This is a genomic window from Methylobacterium sp. Leaf106, from assembly GCF_001422895.1.
Classification (GTDB): Bacteria; Pseudomonadota; Alphaproteobacteria; order Rhizobiales; family Beijerinckiaceae; genus Methylobacterium; species Methylobacterium bullatum.
Genome location: NZ_LMNB01000032.1, coordinates 145,785 through 171,036 on the forward strand (window position 1 = coordinate 145,785; position 25,252 = coordinate 171,036).

Annotated in this window: 26 protein-coding genes; 17 read left to right on the forward strand and 9 right to left on the reverse strand. The window is 66.3% G+C overall.

Annotated elements, in window-relative coordinates:
* Window positions 1-10 precede the first annotated feature (10 nt).
* The gene (locus ASF34_RS17420) at window positions 11-496 is read left to right on the forward strand and encodes a YidB family protein (protein WP_056162894.1); all 486 of its coding nucleotides are present in this window, start codon (window positions 11-13) and stop codon (window positions 494-496) included.
* Between the two features lie 48 nt (window positions 497-544).
* On the opposite strand, the gene mgtE is transcribed toward ASF34_RS17420, so the two are convergent.
* Window positions 545-1,915: a magnesium transporter gene (gene mgtE / locus ASF34_RS17425; protein ID WP_018042172.1), complete on the reverse strand. Its 1,371-nt coding sequence runs from the start codon at window positions 1,913-1,915 to the stop codon at window positions 545-547.
* A 528-nt stretch (window positions 1,916-2,443) separates the two neighbouring features.
* Here mgtE and pqqA (ASF34_RS22425) point away from each other — a divergent pair.
* The 6 genes from pqqA (ASF34_RS22425) (at window position 2,444) to ASF34_RS17450 (ending at window position 4,348) form a co-directional block, all read left to right on the forward strand.
* Window positions 2,444-2,533, forward strand: coding sequence for a pyrroloquinoline quinone precursor peptide PqqA (gene pqqA, locus ASF34_RS22425; RefSeq protein ID WP_081612606.1), 90 nt, complete (start codon window positions 2,444-2,446; stop codon window positions 2,531-2,533).
* 63 nt (window positions 2,534-2,596) lie between these two features.
* Window positions 2,597-2,686 (forward strand): pyrroloquinoline quinone precursor peptide PqqA, encoded by a 90-nt coding sequence (pqqA, locus tag ASF34_RS17430; protein WP_018042171.1) that lies wholly within the window; start codon window positions 2,597-2,599, stop codon window positions 2,684-2,686.
* A 227-nt stretch (window positions 2,687-2,913) separates the two neighbouring features.
* The gene (locus ASF34_RS17435; RefSeq protein WP_018042170.1) at window positions 2,914-3,156 is read left to right on the forward strand and encodes a hypothetical protein; all 243 of its coding nucleotides are present in this window, start codon (window positions 2,914-2,916) and stop codon (window positions 3,154-3,156) included.
* Between the two features lie 221 nt (window positions 3,157-3,377).
* Entirely contained in the window at window positions 3,378-3,728 is a 351-nt protein-coding gene (locus ASF34_RS17440; protein WP_238254130.1) for a hypothetical protein, read from the forward strand.
* 7 nt (window positions 3,729-3,735) lie between these two features.
* On the forward strand, window positions 3,736-4,086 hold the full coding sequence (locus tag ASF34_RS17445; protein WP_056162900.1) for a 4-fold beta flower protein: 351 nt from the start codon (window positions 3,736-3,738) through the stop codon (window positions 4,084-4,086).
* 37 nt (window positions 4,087-4,123) lie between these two features.
* Window positions 4,124-4,348 carry a hypothetical protein gene (locus tag ASF34_RS17450; RefSeq protein ID WP_018042166.1) on the forward strand — a complete coding sequence of 75 codons (225 nt, stop codon included), beginning with the start codon at window positions 4,124-4,126 and terminating at the stop codon, window positions 4,346-4,348.
* Between the two features lie 324 nt (window positions 4,349-4,672).
* Here ASF34_RS17450 and ldtR read toward each other — a convergent pair whose 3' ends face one another.
* The 3 genes from ldtR to ASF34_RS17465 all read right to left on the reverse strand — a co-directional run bounded on the left by ldtR (window position 4,673) and on the right by ASF34_RS17465 (window position 6,890).
* Entirely contained in the window at window positions 4,673-5,185 is a 513-nt protein-coding gene (gene ldtR, locus ASF34_RS17455; RefSeq protein ID WP_018042165.1) for a transcriptional regulator LdtR, read from the reverse strand.
* Window positions 5,186-5,349: 164 nt separating this feature from the next.
* Complete coding sequence (locus ASF34_RS17460) at window positions 5,350-5,817, reverse strand: DUF6163 family protein (protein ID WP_018042164.1); 468 nt, start codon at window positions 5,815-5,817, stop codon at window positions 5,350-5,352.
* Window positions 5,814-6,890: an enoyl-CoA hydratase/isomerase family protein gene (locus ASF34_RS17465; protein WP_056162902.1), complete on the reverse strand. Its 1,077-nt coding sequence runs from the start codon at window positions 6,888-6,890 to the stop codon at window positions 5,814-5,816. Before ASF34_RS17465 ends, ASF34_RS17460 begins: the two co-directional genes overlap by 4 nt.
* 224 nt (window positions 6,891-7,114) lie before the next feature.
* On the opposite strand from ASF34_RS17465, the gene hemB reads away from it, so the two are divergent.
* The 4 genes from hemB (at window position 7,115) to ASF34_RS17485 (ending at window position 10,378) form a co-directional block, all read left to right on the forward strand.
* Complete coding sequence (hemB, locus tag ASF34_RS17470; protein WP_018042162.1) at window positions 7,115-8,170, forward strand: porphobilinogen synthase; 1,056 nt, start codon at window positions 7,115-7,117, stop codon at window positions 8,168-8,170.
* Between the two features lies 1 nt (window position 8,171).
* Window positions 8,172-8,546: a hypothetical protein gene (locus tag ASF34_RS17475; protein ID WP_056150091.1), complete on the forward strand. Its 375-nt coding sequence runs from the start codon at window positions 8,172-8,174 to the stop codon at window positions 8,544-8,546.
* Window positions 8,547-8,719: 173 nt separating this feature from the next.
* On the forward strand, window positions 8,720-9,778 hold the full coding sequence (locus ASF34_RS17480; RefSeq protein WP_056162904.1) for a methyl-accepting chemotaxis protein: 1,059 nt from the start codon (window positions 8,720-8,722) through the stop codon (window positions 9,776-9,778).
* 102 nt (window positions 9,779-9,880) lie between these two features.
* Complete coding sequence (locus tag ASF34_RS17485) at window positions 9,881-10,378, forward strand: RDD family protein (protein WP_018042159.1); 498 nt, start codon at window positions 9,881-9,883, stop codon at window positions 10,376-10,378.
* A gap of 34 nt (window positions 10,379-10,412) precedes the next feature.
* On the opposite strand, the gene ASF34_RS17490 is transcribed toward ASF34_RS17485, so the two are convergent.
* Together ASF34_RS17490 and ASF34_RS17495 are read right to left on the reverse strand one after the other, a co-directional pair.
* The gene (locus tag ASF34_RS17490; protein ID WP_082494217.1) at window positions 10,413-11,642 is read right to left on the reverse strand and encodes a glycosyltransferase; all 1,230 of its coding nucleotides are present in this window, start codon (window positions 11,640-11,642) and stop codon (window positions 10,413-10,415) included.
* Entirely contained in the window at window positions 11,639-13,234 is a 1,596-nt protein-coding gene (locus ASF34_RS17495) for a glycosyltransferase family 39 protein (protein WP_056162906.1), read from the reverse strand. The genes ASF34_RS17490 and ASF34_RS17495 overlap by 4 nt, the downstream gene beginning before the upstream one ends.
* Window positions 13,235-13,635: 401 nt before the next feature.
* On the opposite strand from ASF34_RS17495, the gene ASF34_RS17500 reads away from it, so the two are divergent.
* A complete protein-coding gene (locus tag ASF34_RS17500) occupies window positions 13,636-14,382 on the forward strand; it encodes an arginyltransferase (RefSeq protein ID WP_018042156.1) in 747 nt (248 codons plus the stop codon).
* 48 nt (window positions 14,383-14,430) lie between these two features.
* On the opposite strand, the gene ASF34_RS17505 is transcribed toward ASF34_RS17500, so the two are convergent.
* Window positions 14,431-16,527 carry a TonB-dependent receptor gene (locus ASF34_RS17505; protein WP_443136548.1) on the reverse strand — a complete coding sequence of 699 codons (2,097 nt, stop codon included), beginning with the start codon at window positions 16,525-16,527 and terminating at the stop codon, window positions 14,431-14,433.
* A gap of 431 nt (window positions 16,528-16,958) precedes the next feature.
* Between ASF34_RS17505 and purB the strand changes: the two genes are divergently transcribed.
* The 5 genes from purB (at window position 16,959) to ASF34_RS17530 (ending at window position 22,854) form a co-directional block, all read left to right on the forward strand.
* The gene (gene purB / locus ASF34_RS17510) at window positions 16,959-18,266 is read left to right on the forward strand and encodes an adenylosuccinate lyase (RefSeq protein ID WP_056162909.1); all 1,308 of its coding nucleotides are present in this window, start codon (window positions 16,959-16,961) and stop codon (window positions 18,264-18,266) included.
* Between the two features lie 102 nt (window positions 18,267-18,368).
* Entirely contained in the window at window positions 18,369-19,214 is an 846-nt protein-coding gene (locus ASF34_RS17515; protein ID WP_056162911.1) for a D-amino-acid transaminase, read from the forward strand.
* A gap of 91 nt (window positions 19,215-19,305) precedes the next feature.
* The gene (locus ASF34_RS17520) at window positions 19,306-19,644 is read left to right on the forward strand and encodes a hypothetical protein (protein WP_018042152.1); all 339 of its coding nucleotides are present in this window, start codon (window positions 19,306-19,308) and stop codon (window positions 19,642-19,644) included.
* 137 nt (window positions 19,645-19,781) lie between these two features.
* Window positions 19,782-21,074 (forward strand): adenylosuccinate synthase, encoded by a 1,293-nt coding sequence (locus tag ASF34_RS17525; RefSeq protein WP_018042151.1) that lies wholly within the window; start codon window positions 19,782-19,784, stop codon window positions 21,072-21,074.
* Between the two features lie 250 nt (window positions 21,075-21,324).
* On the forward strand, window positions 21,325-22,854 hold the full coding sequence (locus tag ASF34_RS17530) for a histidine kinase (RefSeq protein WP_443136546.1): 1,530 nt from the start codon (window positions 21,325-21,327) through the stop codon (window positions 22,852-22,854).
* Window positions 22,855-23,043: 189 nt separating this feature from the next.
* On the opposite strand, the gene rpoH is transcribed toward ASF34_RS17530, so the two are convergent.
* Window positions 23,044-23,934: an RNA polymerase sigma factor RpoH gene (gene rpoH / locus ASF34_RS17535; RefSeq protein WP_026175648.1), complete on the reverse strand. Its 891-nt coding sequence runs from the start codon at window positions 23,932-23,934 to the stop codon at window positions 23,044-23,046.
* Between the two features lie 290 nt (window positions 23,935-24,224).
* Window positions 24,225-25,226, reverse strand: coding sequence for an RluA family pseudouridine synthase (locus tag ASF34_RS17540; protein WP_056162916.1), 1,002 nt, complete (start codon window positions 25,224-25,226; stop codon window positions 24,225-24,227).
* Between the last annotated feature and the right edge of the window lie 26 nt (window positions 25,227-25,252).

A 25,252-nucleotide genomic window follows, 5' to 3' on the forward strand; every position in this document is an offset into this window, starting at 1 on the left:
GAGACAGCGCATGAGCCGCGGATATCCGTCCATGACCGCCTTGCTGGGTCTGCTCGCCGTGGCGGGCTACCAGAACAGGGACAAGATCGCCGAATTCCTGGGCGGTGCTACGAACAAGACGACGGCTCCGGGAACGCCGGGAGCCGCGACCGACAACCAGGGCGGGCTTAATCAAAGCGGGCTTGGCGGCATCCTCGGCCAGCTGGGAGGCGCCCTCGGGGGTGCGGGAGCCGGCGGCCTCCTCGGCGGGGGCTTGAGCGAGCTCGTCGAGCGCTTCACCCAGAACGGCCACGGCGAGACGGCGTCCTCCTGGGTCAACCAGGGTCCGAACCAGGAGATCGCGCCGCAGAACCTCGAAAAGGCGATCGGCCCGGACATCCTGGCGACCCTCGCGCAGCAGACGGGACTGACCCGCGAGGAATTGCTGTCCCGCCTGTCGCGGGAATTGCCGCAGGCCATCGACCGCTACACCCCCGACGGCCGCGTGCCGGCCTGACGCGTCGTCTCCTCCCGGGCGTGCTCCGCCCGGGAGGATCGATAAGGGTCAGAGCAGTGTGCCGCGCAGGATCAGCATCGCCACCGAGAAGTAGATGACGAGGCCGGTCACGTCGACGAGGGTCGCCACGAAGGGCGCCGAGGCCGTCGCCGGATCGAAGCCGAGGCGCTGGAGCACGAAGGGCAGCATCGATCCCGTCAGCGAGCCGAAGGTGACGATGCCGACCAGGGCGGCTCCCACCGTCGCCGCCACCAGCATCCAGTGCTCGCCGTAATCGTAGAGCCCCGCCTTCTGCCAGACGACGATGCGGACGATGCCGATCGTCCCCAGGATGGCGCCCAGCAGCAACCCGGTGGGCACCTCGCGCAGGGCGACGCGCCACCAGTCGCGCAGGCGGACCTCGTGGAGCGCGAGCGCGCGGATGAGGAGCGAGGTCGCCTGGCTGCCCGAATTGCCACCCGAACTCATGATGAGCGGGATGAACAGGGTGAGGACGATGGCCTTCTCCAGCTGCCCCTCGAACCCCTGCATCGCCGTGGCGGTCATCATCTCGCCGAGGAACAGGGCGCAGAGCCAGCCGGCGCGCTTCCGGATCATCGTGCCGAAGCCGATATCCATATAGGGCTCGGGCAGGGCCTCCATGCCGCCGAAGCGCTGCACGTCCTGCGTCTGCTTCTCCACCATGGCGTCGATCATGTCGTCCACCGTGACGATGCCGATGAGGTGGCCCACCGCATCCACCACCGGCAGGGCCAGCAGATCGTATTTCGAGATCAGCCGCGCCGCCTCCTCGCGGCTGGCGGTGGGCGAGACGGCGAGCGGCCGCCGACCGGCTGCGACGCTGAGGACGTTGTCGTCGGGATTGCCGGAGATCAGCCGGCGCAGGGGCACGGCCTTCGTCAGCGCCTGGGTGCGCGGGTCGAGGACGAAGATCGCGTAGATCGTCTCGCGGGTCTTCTCGACGGTGCGGACATGGTCGAGGGTCTGCTGCACCGTCCAGTTGCCCGGCACGGTGACGAATTCCGTGGTCATCAGCGAGCCCACGCTCTCCTCGCCATAGGCGCTGAGCCGGTCGATCGTGCCGCGCGTCTCCGCATCGAGCCGCGCCCTCAGATCGGAGCGGCCCGGCTCCTCGATCTCGCGGAACACGTCCGTCACCCGGTCCGCCGACATGCCCGACAGGTAGGACGCCACCCGGTCGCGCGGCAGCATCTCGATGATGTCGGCGGCGAGGTCGAGCTCGGGCTGGTCGAGCACCTCCACCGCCCGGTCGTGGGGCAGCCCCAGCAGAATCGCGGCGGCGACCTCGGGCGCCTCCTCGTTCAGCGCCTCGACGATGTCGGGCGCGCGTTCGTCCGACAACCGGGCGGCCAGCACGGAGGGATCGATCTTGGTCGGGAAGGGGGCGATCTGGTTCATGGGCTCACCTCGGGGGAGGAGTGCGATCGGGCCGTGTTCGGCCGGATCGCGGTGAGCCGCGCGTGAACCCGTCAGGGCCTCAGGCGGTCAGAACGATAGCGGCCGGGCGGGCTGGATCGACGGGACTGTCGCTGGGCATGGATGGGGAATTCGGGCTCCAAGGCGTCCACCTGCGATCCGCACATGCGGATCGCCGAGGGGAAGCCGTCGGCGGCGCCCCCATGCGCTCCGCCACGGGGCGCGTCAAGATGAATTTCCTCCTGTCTTTCGGACCTGCCGGCGGAACGCGCGGGACGGCCGTGGGAGCCGCCGTTTCCGCCTTCGGAACGGGCAGCGACGCGACCGGGATCGCGCGCCGACGGAGCACAATCCTGCAACATATTTCTCTATGGGAGGAAGATCGTCCGCTTATCGGGGAAAATCCGGCCACGACGAGCCATCATATGAAAAATATAAGTCTCGCGCCCGCTTGTATTGCGCCCAATGTATCGCCTATCTTGAGGGCGTCGGACACGAAGGAGTTTCGCCATGAGTTGGTCTGCCCCCGTTGTTCAAGAAGTTTGCGTCGGCATGGAAGTCACCAGCTACGAGTCGGCGGAAATCGATCCCTTCAACTAAGGGATCGGCGCCCTCACGGGCCCGTGTCACCAAGCCCCATCATCACCAGCCAGGAGAAACGTCATGACGTGGTCTGCCCCCATCGTTCAGGAAGTGTGCGTCGGCATGGAAGTCACCAGCTACGAGTCGGCTGAGATCGACACCTTCAACTAAGTCGATCGCTCACAAGAGCGGTATGAAAGGGCGGCGTTCCAGCAGGGATGCCGCCTTTTTCGTGATCGCCCGGGCTCGATGCCCGGCCGTTTCAAAGTTTTCGGAACCGTTCCGGCAAGAACTCTGCTAGAACTGGCACTTCGGCTCATGAGATAGGGACACGTTCGGGTCCCTGCGGTGAACTCGTCATTCGAGAGAAACACCCCATGACCCAAGAGATGCCAATTATGGAATTCTCGGACCTGACCGGACGGGCGACCCAGAACGGCATCACGGTGACGGTGAACGTCTATCGCTTCGCCGGCACGCAGGATCCGTGGACGCTCGAAGTCATCGATCAGACCGGCTGGTCCACCGTCTGGGATACGACCTTCGCCTCCGACGAAGATGCCCTCGACGCCTTCATGGAGGCCATCGAGGACGGTGACGGCATGCGCGCGTTCCTCGAACCGCCGCCGACCTTGCACTGATACGATCCGGATCGGCCCTCCTCCGCCCCACGCAGCAAGCGATGTGGTGGATGGCGGTGGTGTCGTCCCCCTCTCGCCGGCCTCAGAGGGCGAACACGCCGACGATGGCCCGGCCCATACCCGACACCGCTCCGGTCGCCGCATGGAACATCGCAGGTCGATGCGCCCTGTCTATGCGAGTGGCCCGCGCCCCATCACATCCACCAGAAAGCAGATCCTTCATGAACAAGCCCGACATGCTCGCCGAGAACGTCTCGATCGCGGATCTCGCCGGACGGAAAGCGGACCGCCTCGAATATCTGAAGGGCGTCTATCTCAACATGGTCCCCGACCAGACCCGCAATCCGACCCTGCGCGTTCGCCTGAGCCGGCTCGGATCGGGCACGCAGCCGGCCTACCGGATCGAGGCCGAGGATACCGACGGCCAGACCGTCATCATGGGGTTCTATCAGGGCGACAAGCACAAGCCGCTCGCAAAGCGCCTGCACGATTCCGACGGACCGACCTGGAGCAGCGAGACCATGAGCTATGTCGAGCTCCGCACGCTGCACAACAGCCAGATCGGGGCTTGAGTCGTCCATGATCGAGTTCTTCGACAGACAGGGCGGCGAGGCGGCGTACTGCCACGACGGGCACTCCCTCTACCTCTGGAACGGCCGAGCCGCGGCCTTCATCCATGACGACAAGGTCTACGCCTATGACGGCCGCTTCATCGGCTGGGCGGACCGAGGCTGGATCTCGGACGAGCACGGAGCCTGCCTCCTCTTCGAGCACGACGCCGTGGGCGGCCCTCACAAGCCCGCGCGGCAGGCGAAGACGACGCCCGGCCCGAGGCGCACGAAGCCCGCGCGCGCCGAACCGGGGCAAGCCCCGTCCCGCCCCGCCGCCTCCACGGCCTGGTCCGATCGCGTCTTTTCCGACCTGATCTGATCCCTAACCGAACCCGTTCGCACGAGAGGGAAACCGCATGACACCGACGAAGAAGCTGGCTCGCGTCCTCACCGACGAGACGGACGGAGGCTATCGCCTGACCATCGAAACCGTGGACGGCGAGATCTTCCGCATCCTCGCCACCGAAGATCAGGTGAACGACCTCATCGACGAACTCGATGAGCTGGTCGGAGACGATGCCGACGAAAAGCCCCCTCTCACGGAGGAGGAAGAACATGTCGGCGAGGAGCAGCCCTCATAGGGCTGGGTCGATACGAGGAATGGCCCGAGACGGATCCGGGACGTTCCGGGACGTCGATGACGAGCGGGTTGGCGGTGCGCGCTCGTCTCAGAGCGGTTCTCAAAACCCGCTCGATGGGATTTCTCCGCGGATGCTCGCGCCAGCGCCGAACAGCTGCCAAAGTCGATCGTCCGAACCAACCCCCTCATCCTGAGGTGCCGGAGCGTAGCGGAGGCCTCGAGGGAGCCCTCCAGTCGTCGCGCGATCCCTGGAAGCCTCCCTCGAGGCCGCTCCGCGGCATTTCAGGATGAGGTGAAACCTTGGACGAACCGCTCGAACAGGTACTTAGAGCCGGTAGCGGATCTGGTCGGTCCAGAAGCGCTCGAGGCGGCCGAGGGCGACGTTGAGGCGTCCGAAATCGTCGTCGGAGATGCCGCCGATCGGCTGGATGGTGCGGGCGTGCTTGTCGTAGAGGCCCTGGATGATGTCGTGGATCGTGCGGCCCTTGTCGGTGAGGCTGATGCGCACCGAGCGGCGGTCGGTCTTCGACCGGGCGTGGTGGAGGTAGCCGGCCTCCACGAGCTTCTTGACGTTGTAGGAGACGTTGGAGCCGAGATAGTAGCCCTTCGTCCGCAGCTCGCTGGCCGTCAGTTCCTTGTCGCCGATGTTGTAGAGCAGCAGCGCCTGGACGCTGTTGACGTCCTCGCGGCCGCGACGCTCGAACTCGTCCTTGATCACGTCGAGAAGGCGGCGGTGAAGACGCTCCACGAGGTGCAGCGCTTCGAGGTAGGAACCGTGCGCCGGGCTGGTCTCGGCGGAGGTGTTGCTCTCGATCACCTTGGCGGACTGGGACTTCATCGGGGTGCCTCGTCAGGGTTCTTGGGTCGGGCGCCGTTGTGTTCGGCACCGCTTATGAAGCCAATCTACGAGTCACGGGTGAAAGACGGTTTAAGCGATACGATGAATTTGCAATTTACCTCTGTCGGTAAATGCAAAATGAAAGTAATCCAGTAAGGTGTTGTTTACCTGACCTCGCGCGCCGCAGCCCAAGACAAAGCGAAATAGATCACAACAATAGCTCCCAGGCTTCCGAGGACCGGAATCGACATCGGCAACAGATGCGGCGTGAGGATCGCCAGGGTGACGGCACTCGTGGCGGCCAGCAACCAGACCACACCGCCCCAGGCGCTGGTGAGCCACATCCCGATCGCCGCCATGAAGTCGATCACGGCGAAATAGACGATGACCGTCTGGCGGCCGAGCGATTCGGCTTCGAACGGGCGCGCGCCCGGAAAGATGTCGAGGATCGTCGCCCAGGTCGAGACGCCCTTCGCCAGCCACAACACGGCCGTGACGCGCATGAACCAAACCAGGACCACGTCCCACCCCGTCTGCGGCACACGCGGCGACCGCTCGATGCGGTCGCCGGCCACGTCGTTGGCGCGCCCGCGCCCGTCCCGCGTCGCGCCGACCTTGGTCAGTCCCCTCATGACGGCATCCTTTCCGATCCATCGAATCTCGGCGCGTCGCCATCGGGCAGGTCGGTGAACGCCTCGGCGATCCCGGCCGGGTCCACGTCGGCCAGGGCGGCGGGTCGCCAGTCCGGGCGGTTGTCCTTGTCCACCAGCACGGCGCGGACCCCTTCGTGGAAGTCGTGCCAGTGCATGGCCCGCATGGCGAGGCGATACTCCGCCTGCATCGCCTCGGCGAAGTCCATGCCGATGCCCCGCCTCATCTGCTCGTGCGCGATGCACAGGGAGTGGGGAGAGCGCGTGCGCATCAGCGCGGCGGTCTCGGTGGCGAAGGGCGACCCGTCCGCGTCGAGTCTCGCGAGGATCCCGGCGACGCTGTCGGCGGAGAAACAGGCCTCGATCGTGGCGCCATGCGCCGTGATCGGGCCGACCTCGGGAAAGGCCGTCGCGTGGCGGTCGAAAGCCCGTTCGATGGCGCCACCTCCGGCCAGCTCGTCCGTGATGGCGTCGAAATTCTCCGCCGCCGAATGGTGGGTGGCGAGCCCCAGAGCGAGGGCATCGCCGGCACCGATCCGTGCGCCGGTCAGGGCCAGATAGACCCCTGCGCGACCGACCAGGCGCGGAAGCGAATGGGTCATTCCCACATCGGGAAAAAACCCAATTCCCACTTCCGGCATCGCCAGGGTGTAGCGCTCCGAGGACACCCGGTGGCTCCCGTGCAGGGACAAACCCACCCCGCCGCCCATGACGATCCCCTCGATCAGGGCGATGTAGGGTTTCGTATAGCGCTGCACATAGGCGTTGAGGTGGTACTCCGCGAGCCAGAACCGCCTCACCTCGTCGTCCAGCCCCCGGCGGGCGAGGTCGTGGATCTGGCGGATGTCACCGCCGGCGCAGAACGCCCTCCCGCCCCGGCCGCGGACGACCACGCGGGTGATCGTGTCGTCGCGCTCCCATTCCGACAGGACGCGATACATCGCCGTCGTCATGGAGAAAGTGAGCGCGTTCAAGGCTTTAGGCCGGTTCAGGGTGATCAGGCCGGCGTGCCCGCGCCGCTCGAACAGGATCTCCGGCTCGTCTGCGCCTGTCATCCATCGTCTCCGGTCGGCGGCTGCCTCACCCTCGGGGACTCGCGGGATTCCGCGCGTCGGGCGGTGCGGGGTTGAGGAAACGCCGCGTTCACCGTGTCGCTTAGACGAACTCTGTCGAGACCCGTCAATCGGGGGGCGGCGATCGGCCCGGGTTTCGAAGAGTTTTGGGGATGTGTTAGGCCGGCCCCGACGCGCCCGCGACGGGCCTTCGAGACGTAGAGACCATGACCGAAGCGACCCCGACCCCGCGTCCCCTCGCCATCGAGAGCGCCAAGGCGAGTTCCGCCGCGTCGCTGAGCATCACCCAGCGCCCCCGGCGCAACCGCAAGGCGGAGTGGTCGCGCCGCCTCGTGCGCGAAAATACCCTGACGGTGGACGACCTCATCTGGCCGCTCTTCGTCATCGAGGGGACCGGACGGCGCGAGCCCATCGCCTCGATGCCCGGCGTGGAGCGCCTCAGCGTGGACGAGATCGTCCGCGAGGCGGAACGCGCGGCGCGGCTCGGCATCCCGGCCATCTCCTTCTTTCCCTATACCGAAGCGTCCCTGCGCGACCCGACCGGATCGGAATCGCTCAATTCCAACAACCTCGTCTGCCGCGCCGTACGGGCGGTGAAGAAGGCGGTGCCGGAAATCGGCGTGATGACCGACGTCGCCCTCGATCCCTATACCAGCCACGGCCATGACGGCCTGATCGAGGACGGGGCCATCCTCAACGACGAGACGGTGGCGCTCCTCGTGGAGCAGAGCCTGATCCAGGCCGAGGCGGGCACGGACATCATCGCCCCCTCCGACATGATGGACGGCCGCGTCGGCGCGATCCGCACCGGCCTCGACAAGGCCGGTTTTCGCGACGTCCAGATCATGGCCTACGCGGCGAAGTACGCCAGCGCCTTCTACGGCCCGTTCCGCGACGCCATCGGCACCTCGGCCGCCCTCGTGGGCGACAAGCGCACCTACCAGATGGATCCGGGCAATTCGGACGAAGCCCTCCGGGAAGTCGCCCTCGATCTCGAGGAGGGCGCGGATTCCGTGATGGTCAAACCGGGCCTGCCCTATCTCGACATCATCCGCCGGGTGAAGGACGAATTCGGCGTTCCGACCTTCGCCTATCAGGTCTCGGGGGAGTACGCGATGATCGAGGCCGCCGCCCTCAACGGCTGGCTCGACGGCACCCGCGCCATGACGGAGAGCCTCCTCGCCTTCAAGCGCGCCGGCGCCGACGGCATCCTGACCTATTATGCGCCCCGCGTGGCCGAACGCCTGCGCGACGGCATCTGAGATGCGCCCGCGGGCGGCTCGGCCCGCCGGCGCGCTCCTGCCGATCGCGGTCGTCGCATTCCTGACGGCCTGCGACAGCTCCGTCGACCGGCTGCGGATCACCACCTGCCGGCGGACGCTTCCCGCGCTGGTGGCAGCCGACCTCTCGCCCCGTCTGCTCCATGTCGGCCGTGGATCGGCGCCCGACAGCGTGCGCGTCGATTACGCCTTGGGCCAACGCCAGCACCGCATCGACTGCCTGTTCGACGGCGGCGCGGGTCTCATCGGCATCCGCATGGACCACAAGGCGGTGTCGGGCGGGGCGCTTTTCATGCTTAAGAAATACTATCTCGAAACATTAGATTCCGAAGCAAACGACCCCGCGCCGGCGCGCTAGGCATTCGCACGGCCCTGGCATTCTTATTGCTTCGGTTTGCTTGGGGAGGCGGCAGGATTGTCTCTGACCGGCAGACCTCGAAACGTTCGCAGTCGCCTGTCGGCCAATCTCGATCTTGAATCGATATACGAAATACCAAGCGTCGAGCTTGGTCTGGCCATTTTGAGGATGCGATGTCCACAAAACTGAACGAGATAGATCAACCGGCCGACAGTCTCTCGATGCTCGTCGAGACATCGACCCAGCAGCTGAAGTCTCTCACCCATCGTAGCGTCGGATCGATCAAGTCCATCACACGACGCATGAATCTGCTGGCCCTGAACGCCCTCATCGAAGCGGCGCATGCGGGCGAGCGCGGCGCCGGTTTCTCCGTCGTCGCCAATGAGGTTCGCAGCGTCGCGGGCGAAATCGAGGGCCTCGTCTCGGGCCTCGGCAGCGCTCTCGGCGACGGCGTCGACAGCCTGACCCAGGCCGTGGAGCACTTGGCCAGCGAGAGCCGTTCCGCGCGCTGCATCGATCTCGCGCTCAATGCCGTGGAGATCATCGACCGCAATCTCTACGAGCGGACCTGCGACGTGAGGTGGTGGGCGACCGATGCCGCGGTGGTCGCATGCGCCGTCTCTCCGACCGAAGCGGTCAGAAACCACGCCTCCCACCGACTCGGAGTCATCCTCTCCGCCTACACGGTCTATCTCGATCTCTGGCTGTGCAGCCTCGACGGCAAAGTCATCGCCAATGGCCGGCCCGACCGGTTCAATGTCGTCGGCCAGAATGTGAGCCAGGAGCCGTGGTTCGCCCTCGCCAAGCCGCTGGCCTCCGGCGATGAGTTCGCGGTGGCCAACGTGGCACGGGTCGCCGCGCTCAACGGCGCACAGAGCGCCACCTATGTCGCCTCCGTGCGGGAAGGCGGCGAGGCGAACGGCAAGCCCATCGGCTTTCTCGCGATCCATTTCGATTGGGAGCCGCAGGCACGCACCATCGTCGAGGGCGTCCGCCTCGCGCCGGCGGAGCGGGCCCATAGCCGTGTCATGCTGCTCGATGCCGAGAACCGCGTCATCGCCTGTTCCAAGGGCAATGGCCTCCTCACCGAGCGCTATCCCCTCCGCACGGACGGACGGAGCCAGGGAAGCTACATCGATGCAGCGGGGCGCCTCGTCGCCTTCCACGAGACCCCGGGCTACGAGACGTATCGCGGACTGGGATGGCGTGGCGTGATCGAGCAATCCGCCTGACCTCGAACCCGACAAAGCCCGTGTGACCTTGAGCGAAGGCATGGGTCCTCCCATGTCTTCTTCATGAGGGAGAATCGTCTCCCCTCTCGAAGGCTATCGGCCATGCTCAATACGCCCCCAGGCTACGACCCCGCCGGCTACGCCGAGCGCTACGGGACCGGCTTCCCGAACGCCCTCCCGGTCCCCTTCGTCAGGGCGAGTCTCGGGGCGCGCTTCGTCGCCTATCTCCTCGACATCCTCTTCATCCTGGGCTTCACCGCGCTCCTCACCCTGGCGATCACGGTACTCGGAGTGCTGACCTTCGGCCTCGGCTGGACCCTGTTCGCGATCCTTCCCGCCAGCGGCATCCTCTACAGCGCGGTGACGGTGGGCGGCGCCGCCCAGAGCACCTGGGGCATGCGGATGATGGGTTTGCGCGTGGTGACTCCGGCCAGCGGCCTGCGGGTGGATTTCCTCACCGCCGCCATCCACGCCCTGCTGTTCTACGTCGCCATCTCGACGTTCCTGCTGTGGTTCGTCGATATCCTGTTCGGGCTCATGAGGTCGGACCGGCGCCTGGGCCACGACGTGCTCGTCGGCCTGGCGGTGGTGCGGATCTGAGCCTACCGGGCGAAGTCCAGCTGGGACTTCGCCACTACCGCGACAGGGAGGGAGGCTGGGGAATGCCGAGGTCTCCGCCGCCCTTCGCCAGAGCGGCATCGCTCTGGTGGACCTGCGTCTCCCGGTCCGGCTGCTTTTCGAAGCGCCGCCATACGGTGAGGGCCGACAGCACGTAATTGCAGGCTGCGCCCACCAGAATGCCCGCTCCCGTGGCCAGCCACCAGATGCCGGTCCCGGTGTAGATGAGGTGGGCAACGAGAATATTGTTGAACGCGCCGCAGGAGCAGGACAGGCAGAAGACCGCGAGCCCGCGCAGGAGGTCGGCGCCGACGATCCGCTGGTCCCGATACGTCAGGATGTTGTTCAGGAAGAAGTTGGCCGTCATCGCGCCGAGCGTGGCGATGGTCTGGGACATCAGAAAATTGTCGTTCAGGGCGAAGAGCATGAGCCCCAGCAGCGACAGGTGAACGAGGACGCCGAGGCCGCCGACGAGGGCGAAGGAGACGAACCGGGTCGGGAGCACGCCGAAGGCCGATTTCGCGATGAGAAGGACCGCGAAATCGAAGAGAACCCTTTCGTCGAGCTTGCTCTGTCCGGTCAGTCGAGGGCCGAAGACATAGGGGACTTCCCCGATCTTCAGCGACCGGCCGCCCTGGGCCAGGATATCCGCCAGGAGCTTGAAGCCGTCGCGGCTCAGGCGTGGCGCGGCCTCCACCAGAATGCTCCGGCGCATGAGGAAGAAACCGCTCATGGGATCGCTGGTCTGAACCCGGAGAAAGGCTCGCACCAGCCGGTTCCCGGCATTGCTCAGGGCCTTGCGGACCGACGAGAAGGCCGCCACGTCGGGATCGTCGAGGTAGCGGCTGGCGATGACCACGTCGCAATCGGTGGACATCATCAGATCGAGCATCGGCGTCAGCGTCGCCGGTTCGTGCTGCAGGTCCGCATCCATCACGGCGACGAGGTCGGAACGGGCCGCCAGCATCCCCTCGATACAGGCTCCCGCGAGCCCCCGCCGGCCGGTCCGGGTGATGATCCTGATCCGCGGATCGCTCCTCGCCAGTTCTTCGACGACGGCGGATGTGCCATCGGGCGAATTGTCGTCGACGACGATCACCTCGAAACGGTGCCGCGCGAGCGCGGTGGCGATCCGGCCGCAGATGACGGCGATGTTGTCCCGCTCGTTGAAGGTGGGGATGACGATCGTGAGGAGGGGCCGATCCGCCTGCGAAACGGACGATGTCTGGGTAGAGGGAAGCGTCACTGGCGGCCTTTCGCGCCGATCCTGGGCTTTGGCCAGGTCCCATCGAAATGGGTCGCCCGGACGATCCTGAGATCATGCATCTTACGCCCGTGGAAATTCAGGCGGATGGGCACATCTTCCGAGAACGTCTCGAAATGCCCGTCGAGATTATATCTGACCGCATCGAGATTGGCATACCTGTCTACGATGACGGCATCCATGCCGCGGAATTTCTCGGCATCGGCGAGATACGTGAAGTGGATGTTGTCGCCCGCGAGGCACAGACTGCGGAATCTGTCCCCGACGGCATAGAAGGCCTTGGCGCAATCCTCCCAACGGGTCGCGGCGATGAAGGTGCGCGAGGGATCGAACCCGCGAGCCGTCAGCGCGACGGGAAGATCGTCCCAATCGTAGAGTTCCAGCAGGATCGGGTCCTGCGACCGGAAAGCCTTGGCCGGGGCGACCCGCTCGGCCCAGCCGGTGAAGACGTGGGCCATGAGAAGACCGATCACCAGAATCGTCGTCGCGGCCAGGGTGGCGAGCCAGCGCCGTGCGGCGTCCGGCCGATCGGCGGCGAGGCCACCCGCCCAGGCGCCGACGAGGGGCAGCAATGGAAGATAGCCCATGGATGCCCAGTGATAGCCGCGCAGCGGGTGGCTGCTCCAAACCATGACGCCGAAGATGAACAGGAGGACCGGCGCGGACATGCAGGCCAGAAGCCACGGCCCCTCCTGCCTCGGCCCGTTTCGAAGGCCGCGATACAGCATGTACAGCGCCGGGCCGAACACGAGGGGATGGAGGATCAAGACCTGTGTCAGTGTCCAGCGGAACGCCCGCGCCATGTTGATGCTGCCGTCCCCACCGGCGCGGGCACCTTGATACAGGAAGGAGACCCAGCCGTGCTCGGCGTTCCAGACGATGACCGGGAGAAGCGGCACCAGCAGGACAAGGAGGCCGAGATAGGTGGCAGGACGCAGGAGCCAGCGCCTCCCCTCCGCCCGGCTCGCCACGGCGACAAGCAGTCCGGGGACCAGGAGGATCGCGAGGTACTTGGACGCGAGGGCGCATCCGAACAGGAATGCGCAGGTGTACCAGATCCCGTTGTCGCGGATGCGCGACGCAGCAAAGTCGATGTGAAGAAACGTCAGCAGGGCCGCGAGAATGAAGACGGTCATCGGCCCGTTCGTCTGGGCGAGACTCCCATCCGAAAGCCCCAGAAGCGGCGACAGCAGATAGGCGCAGACCGCGTAGAATCCCGCACGGGAATCGAAGAGACGCGTCGTGATCCGATAGATCAGCCAGCCCGAGATCACCGACATGACGAGGAACGGCAGGCGCACGATCAAGGCATCGTCGGAGCCGAACAGGCGCATGGCGCCCGCGATCGTCCACCATGTCAGCGGCGGCTGGTCGAAGAACGAGAGCGACGGCTGCCTCGCGACGACCGCACCGTAGGTTTCCATGAAGGTGAGGTCGAGGAACCGCACCACCACGAGACGGGCGAGGAAAGAGGCGATCAGGACAGCGACGACACGACGGGTGTAATCCGCAGGTCCGGCTTCCTCACGCGAGGGACCGGCCGAGGCTTCACGCGAACGGTCGGAACGCGGCATCGATGTTGCGAGAGCGTTGATGAGACGATTTCCCTATCCGGTCTTGAAAGATCGGGTCACGCTCGGCAGCGGCGGGGACCGACGATCCCGTGAAGCCGCCTCACGTGTTCCGGCCCACCCCCGGAAGGCGGCAGGCACCATGCGCGCGCGAACTTTGCCACCGTGTTTCCGCCCGTCACCGATGGCCACCCCGCGACAACGGGTGCATTCATCCCGAATTGGGTCGGAAACGCGGCCGGTCTACCTATGGCGCCATTGATAGGGGCAGCAGCCCTGCCATGCGAGCCACCCTTCGCGAAAATGGGGCGCTGCAACGCTCACCCACTTGAGCCCCGCCACGGGGCGGGTACACTCGTCTCGTGCGGGGAACGCTCCCGCCGGCCCCGAGGTCAGCTGCAAGCGTGACGAGCCATCCCCGCGACACACCGCAATTCTATCTGACGGCGCCTTCGCCCTGCCCTTACCTGCCGGGGCAGGAGGAACGGAAGGTGTTCACCCATCTCGTGGGGCGGCGCGCCCGCGACCTCAACGAGATCCTCACCCAGGGCGGCTTCCGGCGCTCGCAGACCATCGCCTATCGGCCGGCCTGCGAGACCTGCCGGGCCTGTATCTCGGTGCGGGTGGTGGTGGCGGATTTCCTGCCTTCGGCGAGTCATCGCCGCATCCTCCAGCGAAACGCCGATCTCATCGGCAATCCCGAGCCCAACCGCCCGGCCTCGGAGCAATATGCCCTGTTTCGCCGCTATCTCGATGCGCGCCATGGCGATGGCGGCATGGTCGACATGACAGTGCTCGACTACGCCATGATGATCGAGGACAGCCATGTGGACACCCATCTCGTGGCCTATCGTCGGCGCGGTCCCGATACGGCGATCAACGGAAGGGGCACCGGGCCGACCGTGGCCCTGTGCCTGACGGACGTACTCTCCGACGGATTGTCGATGGTCTACTCGTTCTACGATCCGGCGGAGGCCCAGCGTTCGCTCGGGACCTTCATGATCCTCGACCATATCCGCCGCGCCGCCTCCCTCGGCCTGCCGTATCTCTATCTCGGCTATTGGGTCGATGGCTCGCGCAAGATGGACTACAAGGCCCGCTTCCGGCCTCAGGAGCGCCTGATGGGACCGGGCTGGCAGCGGGTGGAATAGTCCGCCGCCCCGATCATTCGCCGGAACGGCGTCGACGCGAACCACGCGTCAGAATTTGGCGATGACCTGCGCACGAATAATCCTCGGCGCGCCCGGGCTGATGTTGTTGTTCCCGTCCGCCGTGGCGATGTAGCCCCGGTCGAAGACGTTCTCGATGTTGATCTGCGCCCGCACCAGATCCGTGACCTGATAGAAGAGGCCGAGGTCGAAGCGGGTGTAGCCGGGGAGCCTGACCGTGTTGTCGGCAGCCGCGAACGTATGGGTCTGGTGGATCGCGCCGACGCCGAACGAGAAGGACGGCGTGACCGCGAACTTGTTCCACACGGTGACCGCGTTGAACGGCACCAACCCGACATGGTTGCCCGGAACGATGGCCGCGGAACTGAACCCGCTGACGATGCGCGCATCGGTGAAGGCATAGCCGCCCGCGACCTGCCACCAATCGGTGACATAGCCGTTGGCGCCGATCTCGACGCCCTTCGCGTTGGTCTGGCCGCTCAGCAGGAAGAAGCCGGGGCGGTTCGGATCGGCGAGGCGCTGGTTGAACCGGTCGAGATCGTAGAGCGCGGCCGTCAGTTGGAGCGTCGACGAGACGTCCCATTTCACGCCGACCTCGCGGTTCTCGAACCGCTCCGGCTCGGCGATGGCGAGCCCTTCGGACAAGGCGGTGAACTGGTCGCCCGCGGACGGCAAGTACGAAACGCTGTAGTTGCCGTAGAAGGCGAGGGTGTCCACCGGCTTGAACACCAGCCCGACCCTCGGCGACAGCAGGTCGTCGATGCGGGAATTGGTGACGTTGGTGCGCCGGTCCGTCGAGGAGAAATCGAAGTGATCGTAGCGCAGGCCGCCGATCACCTGGACATGCGGACCGATCTCGATCTGATCCTGGACGTAGACCGCAGCCAGTCCGAGGTCGTAGCGGCTGTTGGAGGACGAGGCCAGGTTGCGGAAGGTGACGGGGACTCGCGAGACCGGCGAAAGCGGATTGACGGTCAGCGTCTGCGTTCCGGTCGTCGCGAAGAAGCCGTCCTCCCGGTAGGTGATGCCGTCCTGCTTGCCGAGTTCGAACCCCGCGAGCAGCGTATGGGCCAGCGGCCCCGTGGCGAATTTGTAGGTGAAATCGTTCTGGTTGAAGAAGTTCGTCCTCGGCGTGTCGTTGTTGAACGCGCTGAGATCGACGGCCGTCCCGGCGGCGTTCACCGCGCCGCCGGAGCGGATGCTCGGATACACGACCTGATAGGCCTTGGCGTAATCGGCGTAGCGGAACTGGCTCCGCATCTCGACGCCCGAGTCGAAGCGGTGATCGAGAACCGCCGTCGCGATATGCGCATCGACACGGGAGTAGCTGAGGTCGGGATTGCCGAAGAACGTTCTGATGTTGTCGCGATAGCGATAGGGCCGTCCGAGTTGGGACGGGATGCCGCGATCCGCCGTCCGGTCGTCGTGGAAATACTCGTAGGACAGTTTCAGCGTGGTCTCGGGCCCGAGCAGGATCGTCGCCGTCGGATTGATGCCCCAGCGCCGCAGGTCGACGTAGTCACGAAAGGTACCGCTGTCCTCGAACATGCCGTTGAGGCGGAAGAACACGCTGTCCGAGACCCGGTCGCCGACATCCACGGCCACCCGCTTGTTGAAATACTGGCCACCCTGAAGGATGACTTCCCGGACCGGAGTTCCGGTGGCGTCCTTGAGCACGCGGTTGACGACGCCCCCGCCGCCGCCGCGACCGAAGATCATCGCGTTCGGCCCCTTGAGCACTTCGATCCGTTCGACGTTGTAGAGATCACGGTAGTACATCGCGTCGTCGCGCATGCCGTTCACGTAGAAGTCGGCGCTGGATTGCTGCCCGCGGATCACGACCTCGTCCCGGTTGCCGGCGCCCTGGTGCAGGAACACGCCGGGGACGTAGCGCAACGCTTCCGTGACGCCCTGGAAGCCCTGATCCTGGACCTGCTCGCGCGTCACGACCGTCACCGCTTGCGGGGTGTCGATCAGCTGGGTGTCCGTCTTCGTCGCGCTCCGGCTGCGGTTGGCGCGGTAGCCCACAGCATTGCCCCCCACCCCGTCCACACTGAGCTGGTCGAGGGTCACTTCCGTGTGGTTGCCGGGATCGGCGGCAACGGCCTGTGCTTCCGCGACCCGCATGTCCGATAGGAAAGGCACGGCCGAGAGAACCGTGATCAGACGTATACGGGCGAAGGGATGCATCGGCGCGTCTCGGTTCTATTGGTACTATTCTGCATAAATGGAGAAATATTACCCTTATCTGCAGAACACATTCGTGTAATAGACACGCGTATTTGATCGGCAACCTGTCATAGTCGGATTGACACCACTCCTATTTTATAGCTCATTTAATAAGCGTTCTAAGATACAGACTAAGCGACGGAACGCGCGGCGAAAAATGCCTCGCCCGCCAAGCAGCTTTGCGAGACGCGCACCTCTGGTTTCACCGGAGCGATGCAGAAATGTATCACTTCGTACAGAGCGCCACCGGGGCCGCGCGTTGAGCGCAGGCCCCGCTCATGCTAGGCGCCAGCCTCCTTGTCCCGATCCGTCCGACCCGAGGCGCCCGTATGATTGCCCGCTATAGCCGCCCCGAGATGACGGCGATCTGGTCTCCCGAGAGCCGCTTCCGCATCTGGTTCGAGATCGAGGCTCACGCCACCACGGCGCTGGCCGAGATCGGCGTGGTGCCCAAGGAGGCCGCCGCCACGATCTGGGAGAAGGGCCGCGACGCGGTGTTCGACGTCGCCCGCATCGACGCCATCGAAGCGGTCACCAAGCACGACGTCATCGCCTTCCTGACGCATCTCGCCGAGATCGTCGGACCCGATGCGCGGTTCGTGCACCAGGGCATGACCTCGTCGGACGTCCTCGACACCTGTTTCAACGTGCAGCTCGTCCGGGCCGCCGACATCCTGATCAAGGATGTCGATGCGCTTCTTTCCGCGATCAAGCGCCGGGCCTTCGAGCACAAGCTGACCCCGACCATCGGTCGCTCGCACGGCATCCATGCCGAGCCCGTGACCTTCGGCCTGAAGCTCGCCCAGGCCTATGCCGAGTTCGAGCGCGCCCGTGCCCGTCTCGTCGCCGCCCGCGAGGAGGTCGCCACCTGCGCGATTTCGGGCGCCGTCGGCACCTTCGCCAATATCGATCCGCGCGTGGAGGAATATGTCGCCAAGGCGATGGGCCTCACGCCCGAGCCGGTCTCGACGCAGGTCATCCCCCGCGACCGCCACGCCATGTTCTTCGCCACCCTGGGCGTCGTCGCGAGCTCGGTGGAGCGTCTCTCCGTCGAGGTGCGCCACCTGCAGCGCACGGAAGTCCTGGAAGCGGAGGAGTTCTTCTCCGAGGGCCAGAAGGGCTCGTCGGCCATGCCGCACAAGCGCAACCCCGTCCTCACCGAGAACCTCACCGGCCTCGCCCGCATGGTGCGCTCCTTCGCGCTGCCCGCCATGGAGAACGTGGCGCTCTGGCACGAACGCGACATCTCGCATTCCTCGGTGGAGCGCATGATCGGCCCCGACGCGACGGTGACCCTCGACTTCGCCCTGGCGCGTCTCACCGGCGTGATCGACAAGCTGCTGATCTACCCCGAGCAGATGCAGCGCAACCTCGACAAGCTCGGCGGCCTCGTCCACTCGCAGCGGGTGCTTCTGGCCCTGACGCAGGCGGGCGTGTCCCGCGAGGACGCCTATCGCCTGGTCCAGCGCAACGCCATGCCGGTCTGGCGCGGCGAAGGCGACTTCCTCACCCTGCTGAAGGCCGATGCGGACGTCACCGCGTCGCTGAGCCCGGAGCAGATCGAGGAGTGCTTCGACCTCGGCTACCATTTCAAGCACGTGGACACGATTTTTTCGCGCGTCTTCGGTACGGCCTGAGCCAGGACTGTCCCCGACTCGGCGATCCGCGGAGCACGCTTCATGCTTCGCGGATCGCGTAGCGGCGAGGTCGCCGTTTCTATCCGGAGAAAAGGAAGTTCGATGTCGCGCATCGTCTACGTCAACGGCGAGTTCGTGCCCTTCGAGGCCGCGACCGTGTCGATCATGGACCGGGGCTTCCTGTTCGCGGACGGCATCTACGAGGTGTCCGCCGTCCTCGGCGGCCGTCTCGTGGACAACGAGGCGCATCTGGCCCGGCTCGACCGGTCGCTGGGCGAGATCGGCATCCGCAATCCCTACCCGACCGAAGAGTGGATCCGGCTCGAGACCGAACTGGTCCGTCGCAACGGCGTCGACGAGGGCCTTGTCTACATGCAGGTGACGCGGGGCGCCTACGAGCGGGATTTCGCCTTCCCGCCGGCCGAGACCGAACCCACCGTGGTGATGTTCACGCAGGCCAAGACCGTGGCCAGGAACCCGCTGGCGGAGCGGGGCGCCAAGGTCGTCACCGTCCCCGACATCCGCTGGAAGCGCCGCGACATCAAGTCGGTGGCGCTCCTCGCCCAGGTTCTGGCCAAGCAGGAAGCGGCCAAGGCCGGCGTCGCGGAAGCCTGGATGGTGGAGGACGGTTTCGTCACCGAGGGCTCCTCCTCGACCGCCTTCATCATCACCGGCGGAAAGGTGGTCACCCGCCCGCTCTCCACCGCCCTGCTGCCCGGCATCACGCGCCTTGCCGTCATGCGCCTTGCCGAGGAAGCAGGCCTGACGATCGAAGAACGGCTGTTCTCCGTGGAGGAGGCGTTCGCGGCGCAGGAGGCCTTCTACACCAGCGCTTCGGCTTTCGTGATGCCCGTCATCGACATCGACGGGCACGAACTGGGCGACGGCAAGCCGGGCGCGCTGACGAAGCGTCTGCGCGCGCTTTATCTGGAGATGGCCGGGGCATAAGGGCGGGCCGGTCTCGTCCGTCATCCGGCGCCGCCTTAGGAACTGCATCGCCGCCGGAGCGGTTTGTCTCCCAACTTCCTGGGGGACATCGATGCCGACACCGTTTCGTCACGCCGCACTGCTTGCTTTCGCCCTGACGGCGTCGGGCGCCTATGCCCAGTCGCCCGATGCACCGCTGAAAGGGCGCGACACCTCCCCGAACATCCCGCCCTCCACGGAGACGGTGCCGGAGAAGGTTCGTCCGTCCGAGGAGGGGACCGGCGGCTCGACCTTGAGCGACAAGCTCGAGAAGAACGACGGCGTCATCACGCCACCCGGTAATTCCGCCCCGGGCCTGGTGGTCAAGCCTCCCGAGACCGGGAACAGCGGCATGCCGGTGATCAAGCCGGGCCAGTTGCCGGGCAGCGAACCGGGGACGGAAGCGCGCTAGGAATTGGGCGCACCCCAAGCGTTCGGGCGCGGTTTGCTTGATTTCCTGCGAGGGATCGCGGAAAGACCCCGGAGATGCGTGTCGGCCCGCCCTCGCGGCGGGGCGTTTCCACGCGGGCACCGGACAGGTTGAAGTGAATGGCGAACGTCGTCGTCGTGGGCGCCCAGTGGGGCGACGAAGGCAAGGGTAAGATCGTCGACTGGCTCTCCGAGCAGGCCGACGTGGTGGTCCGCTTCCAGGGCGGCCACAATGCCGGGCACACGCTCGTCATCGACGGCGTGACCTACAAGCTCGCCCTGCTCCCGTCCGGCGTCGTCCGGGGCGGAAAGCTGTCGGTGATCGGCAACGGCGTCGTCGTCGATCCGTGGCACCTCGTGGATGAGATTGCCCGGCTCCAGGCGCAGGGTGTCGAGATCTCGCCCAAGACCCTGCGCATCGCCGACAACGCGACACTGATCCTGCCGCTGCACCGCGAGCTCGACCACTTTCGCGAGACCTCGAATGCCGGCCTGAAGATCGGCACGACCAAGCGTGGCATCGGCCCTGCCTACGAGGACAAGGTCGGCCGCCGCGCCATCCGCGTGGTGGATCTGGCCGACGAGAGCACGCTGGAATCGAAGATCGAGCGGGTCCTCACCCACCACAACGCCCTGCGACGGGGCCTCGGGATCGACGAGGTTGATGCCGGCGCGCTCCTCGCCGAATTGAAGGCGATCGCGCCGACGATCCTCCCCTACGCCACCACCGTATGGAAGCTCCTCGACGACGAGCGCCGGGCGGGCAAGCGCATTCTGTTCGAGGGCGCGCAGGGTGCCCTCCTCGACGTCGATCACGGCACCTACCCGTTCGTCACCTCCTCGAACATCGTCGCCGCCCAGGCCGCCACCGGCTCCGGCATGGGGCCTTCGGCGATCGGCTACGTGCTCGGCATCGCCAAGGCCTATACGACCCGCGTCGGCGAGGGTCCGTTCCCCACGGAGCTCTTCGACGAGATCGGCGAGACGATCGGCGCCAAGGGCCGCGAGTTCGGCGTCAATACCGGGCGCAAGCGCCGCTGCGGCTGGTTCGACGCCGTGCTGGTGCGCCAGACCGTGCGGACCTCCGGCATCGACGGGATCGCCCTGACCAAGCTCGACATCCTCGACGGGTTCGACGCAATCAAGGTCTGTACCGGCTACCGCCTCGACGGACAGGTGCTCGACCACCTCCCCGCCAACCAGGCCGCGCAGGCGAAGGTCGAGCCGATCTACGAGACCATCGAGGGCTGGTCCGGCACCACCGCCGGAGCACGCTCCTGGGCCGACCTCCCCGCTCAGGCGATCAAGTACGTGCGCCGGATCGAGGAACTGATCGGCGCTCCGGTGGCACTGCTCTCCACGTCACCGGAGCGCAACGACACCATCCTGATGCACAATCCCTTCGAGGATTGAGCGTCCGGCCGAGGCGAGGCCCACCGGTTCCTCCAGGGCAACCGGTGGACGAATGACAGGGGATGAAGCGCCGTGCGGGTGGATGAAGCCTCGTCCGAAGGGCGGACATCGCGGATGATGCCGACGTGCCTCGCCCAAGGGTGTTCCATCCATGCAGTGAGAAGAGGGCGGCCTGCCGGCCGGCCCGTATAGGGCGGACCGAGGTTCGATGGCCGACTATTACCCCTTGCTGGCACGAGCGCTCCAAGCGATGCCGGATCGTTCTCCGGCCTTGCGCAAGGCGGTCTACGACCGGGCACGCGGCGCCCTGATCGGGCAACTCCGCTCGCTCGAACCGCCCCTGTCCGAAGCCGATATCGACCTCGAGAGCAAGGCCCTCGAAACCGCGATCAGCCGGGTCGAGAGCGAGCATGGTGGGCCGCCCGCCACCGTCGCCAACGATGTCGCGCCACCGGTCTTCGCCGTACCGGAGGAGCGCGACGTGCTGCCGGAAGCGGCGGCGCCCGAGCGATCCGCCGACACCGAGAGAGGCCGCATCACCGAGCCCGGCCTGCCGCCGGCCCCTGAGCCGAATCTCGGGATCCGCCCTTCCCGGCCGGATCGCCAGCCGAGCGCGCAGCCCGATGCGCCGGCGCCCGCGCCGCTGCCGCCGGTGGGGGATGGACCGGCTGCGGTCTCCCAGGAGCCCGCGACGGTCCTGCCGATCAAGCCCCGCAAGGCGAAATCAGTGGACAGGGTTGCCGAGAGGAAGGCCGCCCGGGAAGCCGCGCGGAAGGCATCGACCGGGGAAGCCGCGAGCGAGGGGACCGAGCCGGTACCGAGCGGCGAGCCGACGCCCGAGCCGCCGGTCGCCGAAAGCGCAACGATGCCCGCAGCGGCGGATGGCGGCCATGCGCGCAATCGCCCGCGCATCGACGTCGTCGCCCCGCGCAAGGGCCGCCCTCGTCTGATCCGCAACGTCTTCGTGGGAAGCGTCCTGCTCATCGTCGTCGGGCTCATCGCGGTGGCGGCCTTCATGCTGCGCGACAAGCCCTCGGACCTGCAGCCTGGCACTACCGAGGCTCAGGAAGAGACTTCCGAGTCCGGGGCCGCGAAGTATGCCGACCGGATCGGGGGGGATGCTCCCGTCTCCACGGAACGACGCGACCCCTCCGCCCGCCAGACGCTCGCCCGGCCGCCAGCCACGACGCCGGCCGATCCGACCAAACCGCCGGCCCAGCCCGACGTGGCCGTCGCGCAGCGCGCCGTTCTCTTCGAGGAAAACACGGCGGGCGGAAACGCCCAGCCGATCACCTTCCAGGGCATGGTCGTATGGCGCCTGGAGGCGATGAACGGTGAGCAGGGCCAGCCGCTGGAAACCGTCATCCGGGGGCGTGTGACCTTCGCCGAGGCCGGCCTGTCTCTGGTCATGACCATCCGGCGGAACCTCGATGCCACCTTCCCCGCCTCCCACACCATCGAACTGGCCTTCACCACGACGAGTCCGGCCGGGGATACGCATTCCGTCCAGGATGTCGGCCTGCTGAGTGCGAAGGAAGAAGAGAGCGGCCGGGGGTCTCCGGTCTCGGGCCTGCCGGTGCGCGTGAAGGAGAACCTGTTCCTGATCGGCCTGTCGTCGCTGCAGGCCGACGTGGACCGGAACACCGACCTTCTGGAGCACCGCAACTGGTTCGACCTGCCGATGAAGTTCGCCGCCGGGCCTCGCGGCGTGCTGACCTTCGAGAAGGGTTCATCGGGCAATCAGGTCATTCGCTCCGCCTTCGAGCAATGGCGTCGATAGGGGCGACACAAAGAAAGCCGGTCCCGCAGCAGCGGAACCGGCTTTTTCGTCATCGCCTCCCGTTGCAGCGTCTCGTCCACCTTTCACGACCCTGAAACACAGGTCCGTATCCATGAGGTCCGGCGGACGACCACCGCCGCGCAGTCGCGCAGGCAGGCCTCGCTGAGTCAGGCTCACCGAGGCCTGATATCAGGCGTGGGCAGCGGCCCGTGGCGCCTCGCGAGTGGCGAGGTTGCGCTTGACCGCTTCCTGAATCTTCTCGAACGCCCGGACCTCGATCTGGCGGACGCGCTCGCGTGACACCCCGAATTCGCCCGACAGGTCTTCGAGGGTGATCGGGTCATCGGCGAGACGGCGCGCCTCGAAGATGCGGCGCTCGCGCGGATTGAGGACCGACAATGCGTCGCGCAGGGCGGTCAGACGGTTCTGGCCCTCCTCTTCGCGGGCGAGCACGGTCTCCTGGCTCGGACTGTTGTCCACCAGCCAATCCTGCCACTCGCCCTCCCCTTCCTCGCGCAGCGGAGCGTTGAGGGAGGTATCGCCCGAGAGGCGGCGGTTCATGTCGATCACGTCCTGCTCGGGTACGCCGAGCTTGACGGCGATCTGAGCCACCTGATCCGGCTTGAGATCACCCTCGTCCAGGGCGGAAATCTTGCCCTTGGCCTTCCGGAGATTGAAGAACAGCTTCTTCTGATTGGCCGTGGTGCCCATCTTCACCAGCGACCACGAGCGCAGGATGTATTCCTGGATCGCGGCCTTGATCCACCACATGGCGTAGGTGGCAAGGCGGAAGCCCTTGTCCGGCTCGAAGCGCTTGACGGCCTGCATCAGGCCCACATTGCCCTCGGACACGACCTCGCCGATCGGCAGGCCATAGCCACGGTAGCCCATGGCGATCTTCGCCACGAGCCGAAGATGCGAGGTGACGAGGCGGTGCGCCGCGTCGCGGTCGCCCTGTTCACGCCAGCTCTTGGCCAGCGTGAACTCCTCGTTCGGCTCGAGCATCGGAAACTTGCGGATTTCATCGAGGTAGCGCGAAAGGCCACCCTCGGTGGCGAGCACGGGTAGTGCGCCTGCCATAGTCATCTCTCCTTGCAAGGTCCCCCGAACGGGCAGACCAGAAACGAACCGCCGCTCTTCGAGCCGACCGTCCCACTCCCCGAGACTACTCGGAAAGGAAACGGTGCGGTAGCGGTCCGTGACTCGACCATCGCCATCAACGCGCCAGCGAGCCGATCGCCCGAAGGTGACACGAAAGGCCGCGCCCAGGGGTGCGCCGGCACACCTGTTTGCCGGCGACCCTTGACAGCGACACCCCTGCAACACGACCGGTGGTCGTGGGTTCCCCAGGCCGGACGCAACCGGCCTTTTCAGGATCGGTCGTTCGCCCTCAGTGCGGCGATGAGGGCGGCCATGTCCGGCGGGATCGGGCTCTCGAAGCGCAGGACCTCGCCGGTGCGAGGATGTTCGAACCCGAGAATGGCGGCATGGAGAGCCTGCCGGCCCAAGGCTTCCAGCCCGGCCCGCGCCGCCGACCCGAGCCGCGCGGCCTTGGTCTTGAAGGCGTTGCCATAGACCGCATCGCCGAGAAGCGGATGGCCGCGATGGCTCAGATGGACGCGGATCTGGTGGGTCCTCCCGGTCTCGAGCCGGCACCGCACCAGGGCGACGTCGGTTCCCGCATCCAGGATCTCCTCGACGACGTAATGCGTGATCGCCGTGCGCCCCTCGCCCGGGCGCATGATGGCGATCTTCTCGCGGTTGCGCTGGCTGCGTCCGAGTTCGACGTCGATGGTGCCCAGCCGGGGCTCCGGCGCTCCCCAGGTCAGGGCGAGATAGGCGCGCTCCAGGGGTCCGTTGCGGCCATGGTCGGCGAACTGCGCCGTGAGCCCCTTGTGGGCGAGATCGTTCTTGGCGACGACGAGGAGACCGCTCGTGTCCTTGTCGAGGCGATGCACGATCCCCGGTCTGCGCACACCGCCGATGCCCGACAGGCTTTCCCCGCAATGGGCGATGAGGCCGTTCACCAGGGTTCCGGCATCGTGGCCGGGGGCCGGGTGGACCACCAGCCCCGCCGGCTTGTCGATGACGATCAGGTCGTCGTCCTCGTGCACGATGACGAGATCGAGGGTCTCCGCCACCGGCGTCGCGTCCACCGGCGCGGGAATGGTCACGTCGAGGACGGCGCCCGCGCCGACCTTCAGCGACAGGTCGAGGACGACGATTCCGTCCTTGCTCACCTGGCCGGTGCGGATCAGGTCCTGCAGCCGCGAGCGCGACACGTCCGGCAGCGCGCGGGCGAGCGCCCTGTCGATGCGCTCCGCCTGCGCGTCCAGGTCGAGGACGACGCGGCGGTCCTGCGGTTCTTGCACGATGTGATCTCTTTCGATGCCGATGA

Bases quoted from the DNA above. Each gene is read 5' to 3' on its own strand.
- ASF34_RS17440 (WP_238254130.1), top strand. From the start codon at position 3,378: ATGAACAAGCCCGACATGCTCGCCGAGAACGTCTCGATCGCGGATCTC.
- ASF34_RS17480 (WP_056162904.1), top strand. From the start codon at position 8,720: ATGTCCACAAAACTGAACGAGATAGATCAACCGGCCGACAGTCTCTCG.
- pqqA (WP_018042171.1), top strand. From the start codon at position 2,597: ATGACGTGGTCTGCCCCCATCGTTCAGGAAGTGTGCGTCGGCATGGAA.
- rpoH (WP_026175648.1), bottom strand. From the start codon at position 23,934: ATGGCAGGCGCACTACCCGTGCTCGCCACCGAGGGTGGCCTTTCGCGC.
- ASF34_RS17465 (WP_056162902.1), bottom strand. From the start codon at position 6,890: ATGACAGGCGCAGACGAGCCGGAGATCCTGTTCGAGCGGCGCGGGCAC.
- hemB (WP_018042162.1), top strand. From the start codon at position 7,115: ATGACCGAAGCGACCCCGACCCCGCGTCCCCTCGCCATCGAGAGCGCC.
- ASF34_RS17505 (WP_443136548.1), bottom strand. From the start codon at position 16,527: ATGCGGGTCGCGGAAGCACAGGCCGTTGCCGCCGATCCCGGCAACCAC.
- ASF34_RS17420 (WP_056162894.1), top strand. From the start codon at position 11: ATGAGCCGCGGATATCCGTCCATGACCGCCTTGCTGGGTCTGCTCGCC.
- ASF34_RS17460 (WP_018042164.1), bottom strand. From the start codon at position 5,817: ATGAGGGGACTGACCAAGGTCGGCGCGACGCGGGACGGGCGCGGGCGC.
- ASF34_RS17515 (WP_056162911.1), top strand. From the start codon at position 18,369: ATGTCGCGCATCGTCTACGTCAACGGCGAGTTCGTGCCCTTCGAGGCC.
- ASF34_RS17520 (WP_018042152.1), top strand. From the start codon at position 19,306: ATGCCGACACCGTTTCGTCACGCCGCACTGCTTGCTTTCGCCCTGACG.
- ldtR (WP_018042165.1), bottom strand. From the start codon at position 5,185: ATGAAGTCCCAGTCCGCCAAGGTGATCGAGAGCAACACCTCCGCCGAG.
- ASF34_RS17485 (WP_018042159.1), top strand. From the start codon at position 9,881: ATGCTCAATACGCCCCCAGGCTACGACCCCGCCGGCTACGCCGAGCGC.
- ASF34_RS17495 (WP_056162906.1), bottom strand. From the start codon at position 13,234: ATGCCGCGTTCCGACCGTTCGCGTGAAGCCTCGGCCGGTCCCTCGCGT.
- ASF34_RS17450 (WP_018042166.1), top strand. From the start codon at position 4,124: ATGACACCGACGAAGAAGCTGGCTCGCGTCCTCACCGACGAGACGGAC.
- ASF34_RS17525 (WP_018042151.1), top strand. From the start codon at position 19,782: ATGGCGAACGTCGTCGTCGTGGGCGCCCAGTGGGGCGACGAAGGCAAG.
- ASF34_RS17530 (WP_443136546.1), top strand. From the start codon at position 21,325: ATGCCGGATCGTTCTCCGGCCTTGCGCAAGGCGGTCTACGACCGGGCA.
- mgtE (WP_018042172.1), bottom strand. From the start codon at position 1,915: ATGAACCAGATCGCCCCCTTCCCGACCAAGATCGATCCCTCCGTGCTG.
- ASF34_RS17475 (WP_056150091.1), top strand. From the start codon at position 8,172: ATGCGCCCGCGGGCGGCTCGGCCCGCCGGCGCGCTCCTGCCGATCGCG.
- ASF34_RS17445 (WP_056162900.1), top strand. From the start codon at position 3,736: ATGATCGAGTTCTTCGACAGACAGGGCGGCGAGGCGGCGTACTGCCAC.
- purB (WP_056162909.1), top strand. From the start codon at position 16,959: ATGATTGCCCGCTATAGCCGCCCCGAGATGACGGCGATCTGGTCTCCC.
- ASF34_RS17435 (WP_018042170.1), top strand. From the start codon at position 2,914: ATGGAATTCTCGGACCTGACCGGACGGGCGACCCAGAACGGCATCACG.
- pqqA (WP_081612606.1), top strand. From the start codon at position 2,444: ATGAGTTGGTCTGCCCCCGTTGTTCAAGAAGTTTGCGTCGGCATGGAA.